The sequence below is a fragment of the Streptomyces sp. NPDC001410 genome (assembly GCF_042895235.1).
Lineage (GTDB): Bacteria > Actinomycetota > Actinomycetes > Streptomycetales > Streptomycetaceae > Streptomyces.
The window spans coordinates 37,765-53,591 of the sequence record NZ_JBIAWE010000030.1 but is presented as its reverse complement, the minus strand read 5'-3'; the positions used below and the strand labels follow the sequence as shown (position 1 = coordinate 53,591).

The following is a 15,827-nucleotide window of genomic DNA, read 5'->3' as shown; positions in this document are numbered from 1 at the left end:
CCGACCGTGTCGTACCCGCAACGAACCGCCGCGCTCGTGTCCGCCGCGGCCCTGGCCGGCTCGGCGGTGCTGCTGGCCGCGCCGGCGGCCCACGCCGACGTCGTGGACGTCAACTACCACTGCAAGACGCCGATCGGCGACAAGAGCGCCGTCTCGCCCATCGACATCAAGGGCGTCAAGAGCGGCAACGGCTACAAGATCACCATGTCCTGGCAGAAGGGTGTCTCCTCCAGCCCGGTCGAGCTGGGCAAGGGCGCGATGAAGCCGAGCGCCACCATCAACCTCGGCGGCGCCGCCAGCGGCACCATCCCCGTCACCGGACCGGCCAACGCGGCCGCGATACCCGCCAACACCCCCATCAAGATCAGCGACTTGAGCGGCACCTACACACCGGAGAAGACCGGCAAGGTCACCTTCACGGCGGGCACGCTCACCATCAAGGCGCTCGGTACGACGACCACCTGCACCCCCACCAACAGCCCCAAGCCGTCCCTGACGCTGGACGTGACGGCGGCCGGCGGATCGTCCTCCTCGTCCTCGTCCTCGTCGTCGGGCGGCTCCGGCGGGCAACTTCCGCAGACCGGCCCCGAGGACTCCGCCGTCGCCCTCGGCACCCTCGGCGGAACGGTTCTCCTCGCGGGCGCGGCGGGCGCGTTGTGGCTGACCCGGCGGAACCCGGCCACGCGCCGCTGAACCAGCCGTACGCCGCAAAACCGCAGCCTCCGACCGCTGGAGCCGCCCATGCCGTCCGCCGCCGCCCGTGTCCTCGGCCTCGCCCTGTTCCTGCTGCCGGTCTCCGCACCGCACGCGGAAGCCGCGGCAGCCTGGTCCCTCGCGCCCGCCGGCGCCGGACGCCCCTCCTTCTATGCCGAGGGCGCCCCCGGAACGGTCCTGCAGGACACGGTGTCCGTGACCAACCGCGGCCAAAAGCCGCTCACCGTCCAACTGCGCGGCACCGGCGTGCGGATCGCGTTCGCCCGGACCGGGCTGCGCGTCCCGGCGCGCACCCGCGCCGAGGTGCCGTTCACGGTGACCGTGCCGACCGGCGCCGCACCCGGCGACCGCTCCGGCACCATCACCGCCCGGGACGCGGACGGCCGTACGGCGGCCGTCGCGCTCCGGCTGCGCGTGGGTGGCCCGGCCCTGTCCGCGCTGACCGTCGAACATGTGGCGGTGCACGGCGACCGGATCACGTACGAGCTGGTCAACCGCGGTACGACCACCCTCGTACCGAAACTCGCGGTCCACGCGGACGGCCTTTTCGGCCCGGTCCTGGACCGCCCCGCGCGCACCCTGCCGGTCCAGCTGCCCCCGACCTCCCGCCGCACCCTCAGCGAGCCGTGGCCCGACCGGCCCGCGCTGGACGACGTCGACGTACGGCTGACGGTCACGGCGGCGGGCGGCGCCCACGACACCACGCACACCTCGGCCCGGTTCGTGCCCTGGGGTGCGGTGACCGGGGTCCTCGGGGCGGTGGGGGCGGCGGCCGCACTCGTGGCCGTACGGCGCGGCAGGCGTCGTAGGAGTACCGCCGAGGACGACGAACACGCGGATATGGACGTCGAGTTGACGGGAGCGGTGACGTGAGCGGCAAGGCCCGGATCCCCGTGCTGGCGGTGGTGCTCGCACTGCTCCTGCTGCCGCTCTCCGTCCCCGTGGCCGCGGCGGACGGGCCCGTCGTCAAGCTGTCCACCTCCCAGGCGGGCACGGGCGGTTCGGTCACCGTCAGCGGGAGCGGCTGGCGGCCGCACACGCTGCTCATGATGCTGATCTGCGGCCGGTCCACCCCGTCCCGGGGCGTGATCGGTGGCACCAACTCCTGCGCCAACGGCGACGGCCGGGCCGTGACCACCGACGCCGGCGGGTCCTTCGCCAGGAAGCTGCCGGTCGCCGAGCCGCCCGTGCCGTGCCCCTGCGTGGTGCACGTCGCCACGGTGACCGGTGCGAAGGCCGAGGCGGACGCCGTGCTCCAGGTCGCCGGGCATCCCGTCGCCCCGCTGCCCGCCGAGCCCTCCGGCGGCCGACTGTCGATCCTCTCCGACACCCGGCTGACCGGCTCCAGCGGCGTGCTCACCTGGTTCGGGGCGCCGCCGAGCCGCACCCTCGTCTTCACCGCGGGCAACATCGGCTCCACCGAGATCAAGAACCCGGTCTTCCGCATCGGCACCGCGCACGGCGTCTTCGCGCCCCAGTGGGACGAGCAGCAGTGGCGCGGCACCCTCGCACCCGGGAAGAAGGCGCAGATCAAGCTGCCCGTCGAACTGTCGGCCGGGGCGCACGGCGACTACACCGTCTCCCTCCGGTACGACGGCAAGGTCCTGGCCGAGCAGCCGTGGGGCGTGGGCCGCCCCTGGGGCGTGACGCTGTTCTGGATCCTGCTCTGCCTGGTCGTCCCGGCCGCGCTCTTCCGCGTCGGGATGGCCGTCGTGGACCGGGTACGGCCGCGCCGGCCGGGCGGCGTCCGCCACCGGAAGCTCACCCGCCCGGCGCTGCGACTGCCCCGCTCCCGCACCCCCGGGCCCGGGCCCGAACCGACTCCGACCCTGCCGTGGTTCACCCCGGACTCCGCTCCGGGCGGCCCGGCCGGCCGGCTCTCCGCACCGCACGACGACAGCCCGACGAGTCCTACGACTCCCACCACGAAGGGACCCAAGTGAGCATGCGAAGGAGAGTCACACCGGCCCGCAGGACGGGCGCCGCCGGCGCCGCACTGGTGCTCTGCTCGGCGGGCGTGCTGCTGGGCGTGGCGGCCACGCCCGCGCAGGCGGCCGAGGTGTCGTTCGCCACCCACTGCGTGCCGCCCGCGGGCATCGACCCGGTCGACGGCACCACGAAGGTCGAGATCACCGCGCCGGCCACGGCCAAGGTGGGCGACACGGTCGACATCGTGTGGAAGTTCGTCCAGGCCGCCTCCAAGAACCCGGACATCATCGACCTGCCCGCCAACTCGGTGCAGCCGTCCGGGGTGCTCAAGGCGGCCGGTGCGCAGACCGCCGACATCGCCATGCAGGGCCCGCGGGAGAACCCGGCGATCCCCAAGGGCGGCGACATGGTGCTGTCCGACATGAAGGGCACCCTGAAGCTGACGACGGCCGGCGAGGTGACGCTGACGCCGGACGCGTACACGGTCAACGCGATGTCGACGGACACCAAGTGCACGCCGAAGGAGACCGTGCAGAAGGCGGCGACGATCCAGGTGACGCCGGGCGGCGGCGGCACGTCCAGCTCGCCGCCGACGCAGTCGGCCACGCCGACGAAGAGCGCGACCCCGACCGGCGGCACGGGCCAGACCGACTTCCCGGGCAAGGAGGTCCAGGTCCCCTACGCCTGCAAGACGCCGATCGGCGACAAGAACGCGACCTCGCCGGTGCAGATCAACGCCAAGAAGAACGGCGGTGACTACGCCCTCACGGTGCAGTTCAAGAAGTCGGTGATGAACAGCCCCGCCGACATCCCGAAGGACTCCGTGAAGCCGTCGATGGAGGTGGTGCTGGGCGGCGCGGACAAGGGCACCGTGCATGTGGAGGGGCCGACGAACGCGCAGCCCATCAAGTCCGGCGACCCGATCGAGATCCCGGACCTCACCGGCACCTACAAGCCGGGCGCGAGCGGCACCTCGACGCTGGCGCCGGGCGTCCTCACCATCAAGGCCCTGGGCACGACGACGACCTGTACGCCGGAGAAGTCGCTGGTCTCCCTCACCCTGGACACCGCCCAGCAGCCGGGCGGCGCCTCGGGCGGCACGTCGGCCTCCGGAGGTTCGTCGTCCACCGGCGGCGCCGGCAGCAGCGGTGCGGGCGGCCTCGCCGAGACCGGCTCCGGTGACCACGGCGCCCTCAAGGCCCTCGGCCTGGTGGCGGGCACGGCGATCCTGCTGGGCGCCGCGGTGTTCACGTTCATGCCGAAGCGCAGGACGCGCTAGTTCCCGGACAACGGAAGAGGGCCACCGCACCGTCAGGGATGCGGTGGCCCTCCTCAGAGCCTGGGCTACGTCAGTGGACGTCGCCCATGAGCTTGTTGACCTTCTTGCGGTACATCCACACCGCGACACCGGCGACCACGGCGAGCACGGCCTCCAGGGTGACGAAGCCCGTCTTGTCGAGGTTCACCCCGCCGACGGCCGGGTTGGACAGCAGCGCGGTGAGCGAGTCGCCCGCGGTGACCGCGAGGAACCAGACGCCCATCATCTGCGAGGCGTACTTCTTCGGCGCCATCTTCGTCGTGACGGACAGACCCACCGGAGACAGCGTCAGCTCACCGACCGTCTGGACGAAGTAGATCGCGACCAGCCACATCGCCGCGGCCTTGTGACCGCCCTCGGCGATCGACAGCGGGGCGAGGAAGAGGAAGAACGACGCACCGATCAGCACCAGGCCGGAGGCGAACTTCACGATCGTGCTCGGCTCCTTGCCGCGCCGGTTCAGCCACAGCCACAGCCAGGCGAAGACGGGCGCCAGGGCCATGATCATGACCGGGTTGACCGACTGGTACCAGGAGACCGGGAACTCCCAGCCGAAGATGGTGTTCTCGGCCTTGCCCTCGGCGAAGAGCGAGAGGGTCGAACCACCCTGGTCGTAGATCATCCAGAAGATGGCGGCGGCCACGAAGAACCAGATGTAGGCCGACACCTTCGAACGCTCGGCCCGGTCGATGTCCTTGTCCCGGAGGATGCGGGAGATGACGATGATCGGCACGATCAGACCGATGAGCGTGAGCGGAATCAGCGCCCAGTTCAGGGTGAAGTGACCGGTGAAGCCCACGACGCCGTAGAAGACGACGGCGATCGCCAGCCAGATCAGGCCCTTGCGCAGCGTGACGGCCTTCTCCTCGCCGGACATCGGCGTCGGGACGACATTGCTCTTCGCGCTCAGGTGGCGGCCGCCGAGCAGGTACTGGGCCAGACCCAGCGCCATGCCGAGCGCGGCCAGCGCGAAGCCGAGGTGCCAGTTGACGTTCTCACCGACGGTGCCGATGACCAGCGGAGCGGCGAACGCGCCCGCGTTGATGCCGATGTAGAAGATGGTGAAGCCACCGTCACGGCGCGGGTCGTCCGGACCCTTGTACAGGTGGCCGACCATCGTGGAGATGTTGGCCTTCAGCAGACCCGAGCCGATGGCGACGAGGCCGAGGCCGACGAAGAAGCTGACGCTGGCCGGCAGTGCCAGGCACAGGTGGCCGAGCATGATGATCAGGCCCGCGAACGCGACCGTCTTGCGGGGGCCGAGGAAGCGGTCGGCGACCCAGCCGCCGGGCAGGGCCAGCAGGTACACGAGCGACACGTACACCGAGTAGATCGCGGTCGTCGTGCCCGGGCTCAGGTGCAGGCCGTTCGGGGCCAGCAGGTACAGCGGGAGCAGGGCCCTCATGCCGTAGTAGGAGAATCGCTCCCACATCTCGGTCATGAAGAGAGTGGCCAGTCCGCGGGGGTGGCCGAAGAAGGTCTTCTCGGAACCGGGGGTGCCCGGGTGGACCGAGTCCTTCGTCAGGCTGGACGCCATGGTCGTTCCTTGCTGGTCGGGACGCGGCAGCTGGAGCGTTGCGCGCCCGGTGGGGGTGCGGCCGGCACCGGCGGGGTCGGTCGTCCACCCCCACGCCCAGGGGGAGTCCGCTCCGGATCACGGAGCGGCGGACGGCGACCACCGGGATCCACGCCCTGGACGCGTCACTGCGTCCGGAGCCCGGCCAGAGGTCATTCCTTTCAAGGCTGATCTTCATCAGCCCGCACACAAAAGAGACCTTCAGCGTCATTCCCGCCAAAGGTCCCCGGTGTGCTACAGGCGTTCAGGGGTCACCATACGGCAGGACAGTGCCGGATATGGAAGGACTTGAGACGCGGATCACAGGTGTCGAGGGAACCGTGCAACCTGTTTCGAAGGCGTTATCTACGATCGCACCTCTCGGGCAATGGTTCGTACCAGGGGACCGGCAAGGTAAGAACTCCCGGAACCGATCACACCCCAGCACTGCGCGCGGGCGGTCTACCATCACCTCATGACCCGTGTACTGCTCGCCGAGGACGACGCGTCCATCTCGGAGCCGCTGGCCCGCGCCCTGCGCCGGGAAGGTTACGAGGTCGAGGTGCGCGAGGACGGCCCCACCGCGCTCGACGCCGGAATGCAGGGCGGCGTCGATCTGGTCGTACTGGACCTCGGCCTGCCCGGCATGGACGGCCTGGAGGTCGCCCGCCGGCTGCGCGCCGACGGCCACACCGTGCCGATCCTCATCCTGACCGCGCGGGCCGACGAGGTGGACACCGTCGTCGGTCTGGACGCGGGCGCCGACGACTACGTGACCAAGCCCTTCCGGCTCGCCGAACTGCTCGCCCGGGTACGGGCCCTGCTGCGCCGCGGCGCCGCGGAGCCGCAGCAGCCGCCGGCCACGCACGGCGTGCGGATCGACGTCGAGTCGCACCGCGCGTGGATGGGCGACGAGGAACTCCAGCTGACGGCGAAGGAGTTCGACCTGCTGCGGGTGCTGGTGCGGGACGCCGGCCGGGTCGTGACCCGCGACCAGCTGATGCGCGAGGTCTGGGACACCACGTGGTGGTCGTCCACCAAGACGCTCGACATGCACATCTCCTGGCTGCGCAAGAAGCTGGGCGACGACGCGGCGAACCCCCGGTACATCGCGACGGTGCGCGGCGTGGGCTTCCGCTTCGAGAAGAGCTGAACCCCGCACCGGGGTCCGGTAGTCCCTTCAGGTAACGGAACATGCGTCGACGTCTCATCCAGTCCACCCTCGCCGTAGTCCTCGTGGTGATCGCGGTCTTCGGCGTGTCCCTCGTCATCGTCGAGACGCGGACGATCAGCAACAGCGCCCAGGAGCGGGTGGAGTCCGAGGCGGTGCGGCTGGCCAGCATCGTGGACAGCCGCATCCTCGCGGCGGAGAACGTCAACGCCGACGTCCTGCGCAACCCGGTCAGCAAGGAGCAGTACGCCGAGATCCGGGTCCCGGGCCGGCCGGCGATCGAGATCGGCACCAAGCCCGAGGGCGAGGTCATCCGCTCCACGCAAAGGGGCGAGGAGGGCGAGATCGTCACCGTCGAGGAGCCCCGCTCCGCGGTGACCCGCGAGGTCGGCCGGACCCTGCTGATCATCGGCCTGGTGGCGCTGCTGGCGGTGGTCGCCGCCGTCCTGCTCGCCGTACGCCAGGCCAACCGGCTCGCCTCCCCGCTGACCGACCTCGCCGAGACCGCCGAACGCCTCGGCTCGGGCGATCCGCGCCCGCGGCACAAGCGCTACGGCGTCCCCGAGCTGGACCGGGTCGCCGACGTGCTCGACTCCTCGGCCGAGCGCATCGGCCGGATGCTGACCGCGGAGCGGCGCCTCGCCGCCGACGCCTCCCACCAGCTGCGCACGCCCCTGACCGCGCTGTCCATGCGGCTCGAGGAGATCACCCTCACCGACGACCCGGACACGGTGAAGGAGGAGGCGACGATCGCGCTGGGGCAGGTGGAGCGGCTGACGGACGTGGTGGAGCGGCTGCTGACCAACTCGCGCGACCCGCGCACCGGCTCCGCCGTCTCCTTCGACCTGGACGAGGTCATCCAGCAGCAGCTCGCCGAGTGGCGGCCCGCCTACCGCAGCGTGGGCCGGGCCATCGTCAGCTCCGGAAAGCGGCATCTGCGGGCCGTCGGCACGCCCGGCGCGGTCGCGCAGGTGCTGGCCGCGCTGATCGAGAACTCGCTGATGCACGGTGGCGGCACGGTCGCCCTGCGTACCCGGGTCACCGGCAACCAGGCCGTGGTCGAGGTCACCGACGAGGGACCGGGCGTCCCCGGCGACCTGGGCGCCCGGATCTTCGAGCGCACGATCAGCGGGCGCAACTCGACGGGGATCGGGCTGGCCGTCGCCCGCGACCTCGCGGAGGCCGACGGCGGACGCCTGGAGCTGCTCCAGTCCCAGCCACCGGTCTTCGGCCTGTTCCTGTCCCGCACGCCCCCGGCCCGCAAGCCGGCGGACGAGGACCAGCCGACGGTCCGCTAGTGCCCTGCCGGCGCACTAGGTCCTGGCGGGCAACTACGGGACGCGCTGCTGGGGTGCGGGCTTTCTCGACTCCTGCTCCAGGATCGATTCCGCACGCGCCACGGTCTCGCGGGCGGGCATCGTGCGGAACACCCAGGTGCGGTACGACCAGAACCGGAACAGGGTGGCGACGCCGATGCCGAGGAACTTGAAGACGTTGCTCTGCAGCGGGCTGTCCCAGCCGAAGCCGTACGTCGCGAGGAAGAGCACGCCGTTCTCGATCACCAGGCCGATCGCGCTGAACATCAGGAACAGCGTGAGTTCCTTGGTGCGGCCGCTCTTGTCGCGGTCCCGGTACGTCCAGTAACGGAAGCCGACGTAGTTGAAGGCGATCGCGACGACGGTCGCGATGATGCTGGCGCGCACCACCGGCAGGTCGGAGAAGTGCCGGACCAGGTTGAACACGCCGAGATTGACAAGGACGCCGGCGCCTCCGACAGCGCCGAACTTGGCCACCTCGCGTACGAGCCGTTGCAGCCCCGAGGAACGAGGTTCCATGGCTGTGCAGCTCCCGTCGGTAGGTTTCGTCAACCCAGTCATGCTATCCAGGCGACCTGTCCGCCGCCCCCGGACCAGGCCACAGCTTGGGAACGGGTCGGAAAGAGCCGGGAAAGCCCAGGGTAAGAGGGGGTGTGAGGGACGTAATCCGGTCCCGGTCGGCGTGGCCGATACCCTAGGGGTGTGACGTTCCCGGTAGTCGGCATGGTCGGCGGGGGGCAGCTCGCGCGTATGACGCACGAAGCGGGCATCCCGTTGGGCATCAGGTTCAAGCTTCTCAGTGACACCCCTCAGGATTCTGCGGCGCAGGTCGTCAGTGATGTCGTCATCGGCGACTATCGCGACCTGGACACGCTGCGTGAGTTCGCGCGCGGTTGCGATGTGATCACCTTCGATCACGAACATGTACCCACCGAGCATCTGCAGGCCCTGGAGGCGGACGGCATCGTCATCCGCCCGGGCCTCGACGCGCTCGTGCACGCCCAGGACAAGGGCGTGATGCGCGCGAGGCTCGACGCGATCGGCGTGCCGTGCCCACGGCACCGCATCGTGAGCGATCCGCAGGACGTGGCCGCATTCGCGACGGAGCTGGGCGGGCGGGAGGGAACCGGCACAGACGGCTTCCCGGTCGTCCTCAAGACCGTCCGCGGCGGCTACGACGGCAAGGGCGTGTGGGTCGTCGACTCCGTCGAGGAGGCCGCCGAACCGTTCAAGGCGGGCGTCCCGGTCCTCGCCGAGGAGAAGGTCGACTTCGTCCGCGAGCTGGCCGCCAACGTCGTGCGCTCCCCGCACGGCCAGGCCGTCGCCTACCCGGTGGTCGAGTCGCAGCAGGTCGACGGCGTCTGCGACACCGTGATCGCGCCCGCGCCCGACCTGGACGAGGAGCTGGCCCTCCAGGCCGAGGAGCTGGCGCTGCGCATCGCCAAGGAACTCGGCGTCGTCGGCCACCTCGCCGTCGAGCTGTTCCAGACCCGCGACGGCCGCATACTCGTCAACGAACTGGCGATGCGTCCGCACAACTCGGGCCACTGGACCCAGGACGGCGCGATCACCTCCCAGTTCGCCAACCACGTGCGTGCCGTGCTCGACCTCCCGCTGGGCGACCCGCGCCCGCGCGCCAGGTGGACGGTCATGGCGAACGTCCTCGGCGGCGACTACCCGGACATGTACTCCGCGTACTTGCACTGCATGGCCCGCGACCCCAAGCTCAAGATCCACATGTATGGCAAGGACGTGAAGCCCGGCCGCAAGGTCGGACACGTCAACACCTACGGCGACGACCTGGACGACGTGCTGGAGCGCGCCCGTCACGCAGCCGGCTATCTGAGAGGCACGATCACCGAATGAGCCCCGTTGTTGGCATCGTCATGGGGTCGGACTCCGACTGGCCCGTCATGGAGGCCGCTGCCAAGGCCCTGGACGAGTTCGAGATCGCGTACGAGGTCGACGTCGTCTCCGCGCACCGCATGCCGCGCGAGATGATCACGTACGGCGAGCAGGCCGCCGACCGCGGCCTGAAGGTGATCATCGCCGGTGCCGGCGGCGCCGCCCACCTGCCGGGCATGCTCGCCTCGGTCACCCCGCTGCCGGTCATCGGCGTGCCCGTGCCGCTGAAGTACCTCGACGGCATGGACTCCCTGCTGTCCATCGTGCAGATGCCGGCCGGCGTCCCGGTCGCCACCGTCTCCGTTGCCGGCGCCCGCAACGCCGGTCTGCTCGCGGCCCGCATCCTCGCCGCGCACGACGAGGACCTGCTGCAGAAGATGCGCGACTTCCAGCAGGACCTGAACGACCAGGCCACCGAGAAGGGCAAGCGGCTGCGCACCAAGGTCGAGGGCGCCGCGAGCGGCTTCGGCTTCGGGAAGTGACGCCCGTGACCTCGCTGGACGACGCCCGCGCACTGCTGCGCGAGTTCCCCGTCGTCGACGGGCACAACGACCTGCCGTACGCGCTGCGCAAGCAGGTCCGCTACGACCTCGACGCCCTCGACCTCGCCGCCTCCCAGAGCGCGAGCCTGCACACCGACCTGCCGCGGCTGCGCGAGGGCGGGGTCGGTGCCCAGTACTGGTCGGTGTACGTCCCCTCCGACCAGCCGGACGCGGTCCCGGCGACGCTGGAGCAGATCGACGGCGTCCGGCAGATGCTGGCCCGCTACCCCGCGCAGCTGGCCCCGGCCCTGACGGCGGCCGACATGGAGGCGGCCCGCGCGGACGGCCGTATCGCCTCCCTGATGGGCGCCGAGGGCGGCCACTCCATCGGGAACTCCCTGGGCACGCTCCGCAGCCTGTACGCGCTCGGCGTGCGCTACCTGACGCTCACCCACAACGACAACGTGGCCTGGGCGGACTCGGCGACCGACGCACCGAACGTGGGCGGCCTGTCCGCCTTCGGCCGCGAGGTCGTCCGCGAGATGAACCGGCTCGGCATGCTCGTGGACCTCTCCCATGTGGCGGCCACGACCATGCGGGACGCGCTGGACGCCTCGTCCGCGCCGGTGATCTTCTCGCACTCCTCCGCCCGCGCCGTCTGCGACCACCCGCGCAACATCCCGGACGACGTCCTGGAGCGGCTGCCCGGCAACGGCGGCATGGCGATGGTGACCTTCGTGCCGAAGTTCGTGCTCCAGGCGGCGGTCGACTGGACGGTCGCGGCCGACGAGAACATGCGCGCGAACGGCTTCCATCACCTCGACACCACCCCCGAGGCGATGAAGATCCACCGCGCCTTCGAGGAGCGGCACCCGCGCCCGGTCGCCACGGTGTCCACGGTCGCGGACCACCTCGACCACATGCGCGAGGTGGCGGGCATCGACCACCTCGGAATCGGCGGCGACTACGACGGCACCGCCTTCACCCCGGACGGCCTCAGCGACGTCTCCGGTTACCCGAACCTGATCGCCGAGCTGCTCGACCGCGGCTGGTCCCGGGCCGACCTGGCCAAGCTGACCTGGCAGAACGCGGTGCGGGTGCTGGGCGCGGCGGAGGACGTGGCCCGTGACGTTCAGGCCACGCGCGGCCCGTCCAACGCGACCATCGAGTCGCTGGACGGCTGAGCGTCGAGGGTGGGGTAGTCGGTGTAGCCGTCCGCCCCGCCCACGTACATCAGGTACCGGTCCCGGACCGGGTTGAGCGGCGCGCCCAGGCGCAGGCGCGTGACCAGGTCCGGGTTGGCGAGGAACGGCCGGCCGAGCGCCACCAGGTCGGTCCCGGCGGCCAGCATCCGCGCGCTCTCCCGGATGACGGCCTCGGTGGTGAGGTCGCTCAGGTCCGGGTTGCCGATCAGGGTGCCGGGCCAGTTTGCGCGGATCCGCCGGTACCAGCCGGCCTCCGGGGCGGGGCGCACCAGGTGCAGATAGGCGAGGTCCAGTTCCTTCAGGCGGGCCGTGAGGGCGGCGTAGAGGCCGTCGGTGTCGTCCTCCAGGACGCCGTTGACGGTGGAGCCGGGAGAGATCCGGACGCCCACCCTCCCCCACTCTCGGTTTCGCTCGAGCGGGGGACCCCCATTGGGAGACCCTCGACGAGGTGATCCGGGCGGCCGGCGACGCGTGACCGGCCGTACCCCCGAACGCCCCACTCACCAGGAAGGATCCCCGCGCCCCGTGCGACCGTGGCGGTACGCCAGCCGCATCAGACGTAGCTCACGACCGACGTAGCTCTCGACGACGTACGGAGCCCGCCATGGCCGACCTCCAGGACGACAGGCCCGCCACGACCGAGGTCGGCGGGGACCACGGCCTGCCGGACGACCCGTTCCCCGAGGAGGCGTACGCCCCGGCCGACGAGACGCTGCGGCGGGCGCACTCCCTGCTCGTCGACCACCCCGTCGCCGACGGCTACAGCGGACTGCCCTGGGCCCTGCGCCATCTGCCCTGGTACGACCTGGAGCTGGGCGAGCTGGCCGTCGACACCGACGTACCGCGGATGCGCGAGGGCCATGTGGGCGTCCTGTTCTGGTCGCTGCACCTGCCCGAGGGCCTGGCCGGGGACCGCGCCTTGGGCGCCACCCTGGAGCAGCTGGACCTCGTCCACTCGGTGATCGACTCCCATCCGGAGGGACTGCGCCTGGTGCGCACCGCCGGGCAGATCATCGACGCCCGCAACTGCGGCCGGGCCGCCGTCGTGCTGGGCCCGGCCGGGGCGCCCGCGCTCGACGACTCCCTGGGCATCCTGCGCGTCCTGCACGCCCTCGGCCTGCGCGTCCTCACCCTGACCGGCACCGCCTGGGCGAGCGACGCGGGGCTCACCCGGTTCGGCGAGGAGGTCATCCGCGAGATGAACCGCCTCGGCGTCCTGGCCGACCTCTCCGGCGCCTCCGACGCCACCGTCAGCCGGGCCACCGCGCTCTCCAAGACCCCGGTGCTGTGCACCCGCTCCGCCGCCCGCGCGCTGCGCCCGCACCCGGCCAACCTGCCCGACGACCTGCTCGCCGAGCTGGGCGCCGCGGGCGGCCTGTGCATGGTGCCGCTGACCGCCGAGCAGACCGGCCCGACCGTCCGGGACGTCGCCGACCACCTCGACCACGTCCGCGCGGTCGCCGGCCCCGAGTGCGTCGGCCTGTCCGGCACCTACGACTCCGGCGCCGCCCATCCCCACGACCTGGCCGACGCCTCCCGCTATCCCCACCTGATCGCCGAGCTGCTGCGCCGCGGCTGGTCCGAGTCCGAGCTGTCCCTGCTGACCTGGGGAAACGTCCAGCGGGTGCTCCGCAGCGCGGACTTCATGGCCCGCGCCGCACAGCACCGCCGGGAGCCGTCCAACGCCCGGATCGCCGAGCTGGACGGCTAGGGCCTGGCCCGCTCAGCAGGCGCAGAGGCAGAAGGGATGTCCGGCCGGGTCCGCGTAGACCCGGAAGCTGCTGCCGCCCTGCGCGGCCAGCGGCTTCGCGCCCAGCTCCAGCACGCCCTTCTCGGCCGCGTCCAGGTCCTCCACCACCAGGTCCAGATGGAGCTGCTGGGAGGCGTCGGCCGCGGGCCACTTCGGCGGCACGAACCCGGGCGCGCGCTGGAAGGCCAGCGCCTGACCGCCCGGCACGTTCAGATCGACCCAGTCGCCCTCGCCCTCCACCGTGCCGCCCAGCACCCCGGCGTAGAAGCCGGCCAGCGCACGGGGGTCGGGACAGTCCAGGACGACCACACCCAGCTTGGCGAGTGCCATGACTTCCTCCTCGAAGTCGGAGTTACCTTTAAAAGCATGTAACCGGTAACGCGTTACCTGATGCTCCCGCATCGGCGGTAACGCCGCAACCGCATTCGGGAGGTAACTTGCAGTCATGAGTGAGAGATCGCCCGCGCCCGGAGGCCTGACCCTGGTCGAGTCCCTGGTGAACACGCTGGACATCGAGTCGGGCGCCGACTCGCTCGACACGGTGGACGGACGGGCGCGCCTCGGACTCACCGAGGACGAGCTGCCGCAGGCCCGCGCGCTGCGCGAGTCGCTGCGGGCCGCGCTGCTCGCCCACGCCGGCCATCCGCCGCACCGCGAGGTCACCCCGCTCGGCGAGCTGCTGGCACACGCCCCCCTGTATGTCGCCGTGGACGACCACGACGGCTCCGCGAGCCTCGCCCCGGCCGACACCGGCCCACTGCTCTCCCGCGTCGCCGCCGCCGTGGCCGAGGCGCTGGTCGCGGGCACCTGGACCCGTCTCAAGGCGTGCGAGGCCGAGACCTGCCACTGGGCGTACTACGACCGCAGCCCCGCCGGACGGGGCCGCTGGTGCTCGATGCAGGTGTGCGGGGCGCGCGCGAAGATGCGCCGCTACCGCGCGAAGGAGGCGTGAACCACAGGGAGTTCATCGGCCATGTATGTGTCCGGTGGTGCAGAATGCGGGAAGACGCCGGTTCGGCCGACTGAGCCTCGGCCGAACCGGCGTCCTCGTGGATGCCTCTGCGGGGATGTTTTTGTGGGGCTACGCGGTCGGGCGGCCCATCGCCCGGTACGTCCACCCGGCCCGCCGCCACAGCTCCGGGTCCAGGGCGTTGCGCCCGTCCAGGATCAGCCGGGCCGCCGCGACGCTGCCCAGCGCCGCCGGGTCCAGCTCGCGGAACTCCCGCCACTCCGTCAGGTGCAGCACGACGTCGGCGCCCCGGACCGCGTCGAGGGCCGAGTCGGCATAGCCCAGGGTGGGGAAGACCCGGCGGGCGTTCTCCATGCCCTTCGGGTCGTACACGGTCACCTGGCCGCCCTGAAGATGGATCTGCCCGGCCACGTTCAGCGCGGGCGAGTCGCGGACGTCGTCCGAGTCCGGCTTGAAGGTGGCGCCGAGCACCGCGACCCGCTTGCCCAGGAAGGGACCGCCGCCCAGCGCCTCGCGGGCCAGCTCCACCATCTGGCCGCGCTGGCGCATGTTGATGGAGTCGATCTCGCGCAGGAAGGTCAGCGCCTGGTCCGCGCCCAGCTCACCGGCGCGCGCCATGAACGCCCGGATGTCCTTCGGCAGACAGCCACCGCCGAACCCGATGCCGGCGCGCAGGAACTTCTTCCCGATCCGGTCGTCGTGGCCGATGGCCTCCGCCAGCTTCACCACGTCACCGCCCGCGGCCTCGCAGACCTCCGCCATCGCGTTGATGAAGGAGATCTTGGTGGCGAGGAAGGAGTTCGCCGAGGTCTTCACCAGCTCGGCGGTCGGGAAGTCGGTCACCACGAACGGTGTGCCCTCACCGACCGGCGTCGCGTACACCTCCCGCAGCAGCTTCTCCGCGCGCTCGCCGCGCACGCCCACCACGATCCGGTCCGGGTGCAGCGTGTCCTGCACGGCGAAGCCCTCGCGCAGGAACTCCGGGTTCCAGGCCAGCTCGGCGTCCGCACCGGCGGGCGCGTGCTCGGCCAGATAGGCGGCCAGCCGCTCGGCCGTGCCCACGGGCACGGTCGACTTGCCGACCACCAGGGCGGGCCCGTGCAGATGCGGGGCGAGGGAGGCGAAGGCGGCGTCGACGTACGACATGTCCGCCGCGTACTCCCCGTGCCGCTGAGGAGTGTTCACGCAGACGAAGTGCACGTCACCGAAGGCCCCGACCTCGGCCCAGTCCTGGGTGAAGCGCAGCCGCCCGGTGGACCCCTCGAAGCCCGCGACGTGCCGGCGCAGCAGCTCCTCGAGCCCCGGCTCGTACATCGGGGTCTCGCCGCGCTCCAGCATCGCGATCTTCTCGGGCACGACGTCGAGCCCCAGCACCTCGAAACCGAGTTCGGCCATGGCCGCGGCGTGCGTGGCGCCCAGGTATCCGGTGCCGATCACGGTGATCTTCAGGCTCATGGATGTGCTCCAGATCGGGTACGTCGGTGATGCGGCCCCGAGCATAGTCGGGGCGTC

16 protein-coding genes are annotated in these 15,827 nt (G+C 71.4%); 11 read left to right on the top strand and 5 right to left on the bottom strand.

Going from position 1 to position 15,827, the window contains the following annotated elements:
- The first annotated feature begins 6 nt into the window (after positions 1-6).
- From ACFY3C_RS42830 to ACFY3C_RS42815, 4 genes are read left to right on the top strand one after another with little or no spacing between them, the layout of a single operon-like run.
- Positions 7-693 (top strand): LPXTG cell wall anchor domain-containing protein, encoded by a 687-nt coding sequence (locus tag ACFY3C_RS42830; protein WP_390774760.1) that lies wholly within the window; start codon positions 7-9, stop codon positions 691-693.
- Between the two features lie 48 nt (positions 694-741).
- Positions 742-1,587 (top strand): hypothetical protein, encoded by an 846-nt coding sequence (locus tag ACFY3C_RS42825; protein ID WP_390774759.1) that lies wholly within the window; start codon positions 742-744, stop codon positions 1,585-1,587.
- The gene (locus ACFY3C_RS42820; RefSeq protein WP_390774758.1) at positions 1,584-2,657 is read left to right on the top strand and encodes a hypothetical protein; all 1,074 of its coding nucleotides are present in this window, start codon (positions 1,584-1,586) and stop codon (positions 2,655-2,657) included. Before ACFY3C_RS42825 ends, ACFY3C_RS42820 begins: the two co-directional genes overlap by 4 nt.
- Before the next feature lie 2 nt (positions 2,658-2,659).
- Entirely contained in the window at positions 2,660-3,922 is a 1,263-nt protein-coding gene (locus tag ACFY3C_RS42815; RefSeq protein WP_386573146.1) for a hypothetical protein, read from the top strand.
- Positions 3,923-3,992: 70 nt separating this feature from the next.
- On the opposite strand, the gene ACFY3C_RS42810 is transcribed toward ACFY3C_RS42815, so the two are convergent.
- Complete coding sequence (locus ACFY3C_RS42810) at positions 3,993-5,498, bottom strand: peptide MFS transporter (RefSeq protein ID WP_390774757.1); 1,506 nt, start codon at positions 5,496-5,498, stop codon at positions 3,993-3,995.
- Positions 5,499-5,991: 493 nt separating this feature from the next.
- On the opposite strand from ACFY3C_RS42810, the gene ACFY3C_RS42805 reads away from it, so the two are divergent.
- Positions 5,992-6,669, top strand: a complete 678-nt coding sequence (locus tag ACFY3C_RS42805; RefSeq protein WP_020940464.1) for a response regulator transcription factor — start codon at positions 5,992-5,994, stop codon at positions 6,667-6,669.
- Between the two features lie 41 nt (positions 6,670-6,710).
- Positions 6,711-7,985 carry an ATP-binding protein gene (locus ACFY3C_RS42800; RefSeq protein ID WP_386573144.1) on the top strand — a complete coding sequence of 425 codons (1,275 nt, stop codon included), beginning with the start codon at positions 6,711-6,713 and terminating at the stop codon, positions 7,983-7,985.
- Between the two features lie 33 nt (positions 7,986-8,018).
- Here the strand turns inward: ACFY3C_RS42800 and ACFY3C_RS42795 are convergent, their stop codons facing one another.
- A complete protein-coding gene (locus tag ACFY3C_RS42795) occupies positions 8,019-8,522 on the bottom strand; it encodes a GtrA family protein (protein ID WP_386581491.1) in 504 nt (167 codons plus the stop codon).
- Between the two features lie 183 nt (positions 8,523-8,705).
- Here ACFY3C_RS42795 and ACFY3C_RS42790 point away from each other — a divergent pair, with 183 nt between their 5' ends.
- Genes ACFY3C_RS42790 through ACFY3C_RS42780 form a run of 3 tightly spaced genes read left to right on the top strand, consistent with a single transcriptional unit; the run spans position 8,706 to position 11,574 of the window.
- Entirely contained in the window at positions 8,706-9,869 is a 1,164-nt protein-coding gene (locus ACFY3C_RS42790) for a 5-(carboxyamino)imidazole ribonucleotide synthase (protein ID WP_390774756.1), read from the top strand.
- Positions 9,866-10,390, top strand: coding sequence for a 5-(carboxyamino)imidazole ribonucleotide mutase (gene purE, locus ACFY3C_RS42785; protein ID WP_386581487.1), 525 nt, complete (start codon positions 9,866-9,868; stop codon positions 10,388-10,390). Before ACFY3C_RS42790 ends, purE begins: the two co-directional genes overlap by 4 nt.
- Positions 10,391-10,395: 5 nt before the next feature.
- Positions 10,396-11,574, top strand: a complete 1,179-nt coding sequence (locus tag ACFY3C_RS42780; protein WP_390774755.1) for a dipeptidase — start codon at positions 10,396-10,398, stop codon at positions 11,572-11,574.
- On the opposite strand, the gene ACFY3C_RS42775 is transcribed toward ACFY3C_RS42780, so the two are convergent.
- Positions 11,523-11,984, bottom strand: a complete 462-nt coding sequence (locus ACFY3C_RS42775) for a hypothetical protein (RefSeq protein WP_390774754.1) — start codon at positions 11,982-11,984, stop codon at positions 11,523-11,525. The genes ACFY3C_RS42780 and ACFY3C_RS42775 overlap by 52 nt on opposite strands.
- A 215-nt stretch (positions 11,985-12,199) precedes the next feature.
- Here ACFY3C_RS42775 and ACFY3C_RS42770 point away from each other — a divergent pair, with 215 nt between their 5' ends.
- Positions 12,200-13,306: a dipeptidase gene (locus tag ACFY3C_RS42770; protein WP_390774753.1), complete on the top strand. Its 1,107-nt coding sequence runs from the start codon at positions 12,200-12,202 to the stop codon at positions 13,304-13,306.
- A 12-nt stretch (positions 13,307-13,318) separates the two neighbouring features.
- Here ACFY3C_RS42770 and ACFY3C_RS42765 read toward each other — a convergent pair whose 3' ends face one another.
- A complete protein-coding gene (locus ACFY3C_RS42765; protein ID WP_386581482.1) occupies positions 13,319-13,675 on the bottom strand; it encodes a VOC family protein in 357 nt (118 codons plus the stop codon).
- Between the two features lie 115 nt (positions 13,676-13,790).
- On the opposite strand from ACFY3C_RS42765, the gene ACFY3C_RS42760 reads away from it, so the two are divergent.
- A complete protein-coding gene (locus ACFY3C_RS42760) occupies positions 13,791-14,297 on the top strand; it encodes a CGNR zinc finger domain-containing protein (RefSeq protein WP_390774752.1) in 507 nt (168 codons plus the stop codon).
- 129 nt (positions 14,298-14,426) lie between these two features.
- Here the strand turns inward: ACFY3C_RS42760 and ACFY3C_RS42755 are convergent, their stop codons facing one another.
- The gene (locus ACFY3C_RS42755; RefSeq protein ID WP_386581479.1) at positions 14,427-15,770 is read right to left on the bottom strand and encodes a UDP-glucose dehydrogenase family protein; all 1,344 of its coding nucleotides are present in this window, start codon (positions 15,768-15,770) and stop codon (positions 14,427-14,429) included.
- Positions 15,771-15,827 lie beyond the last annotated feature (57 nt).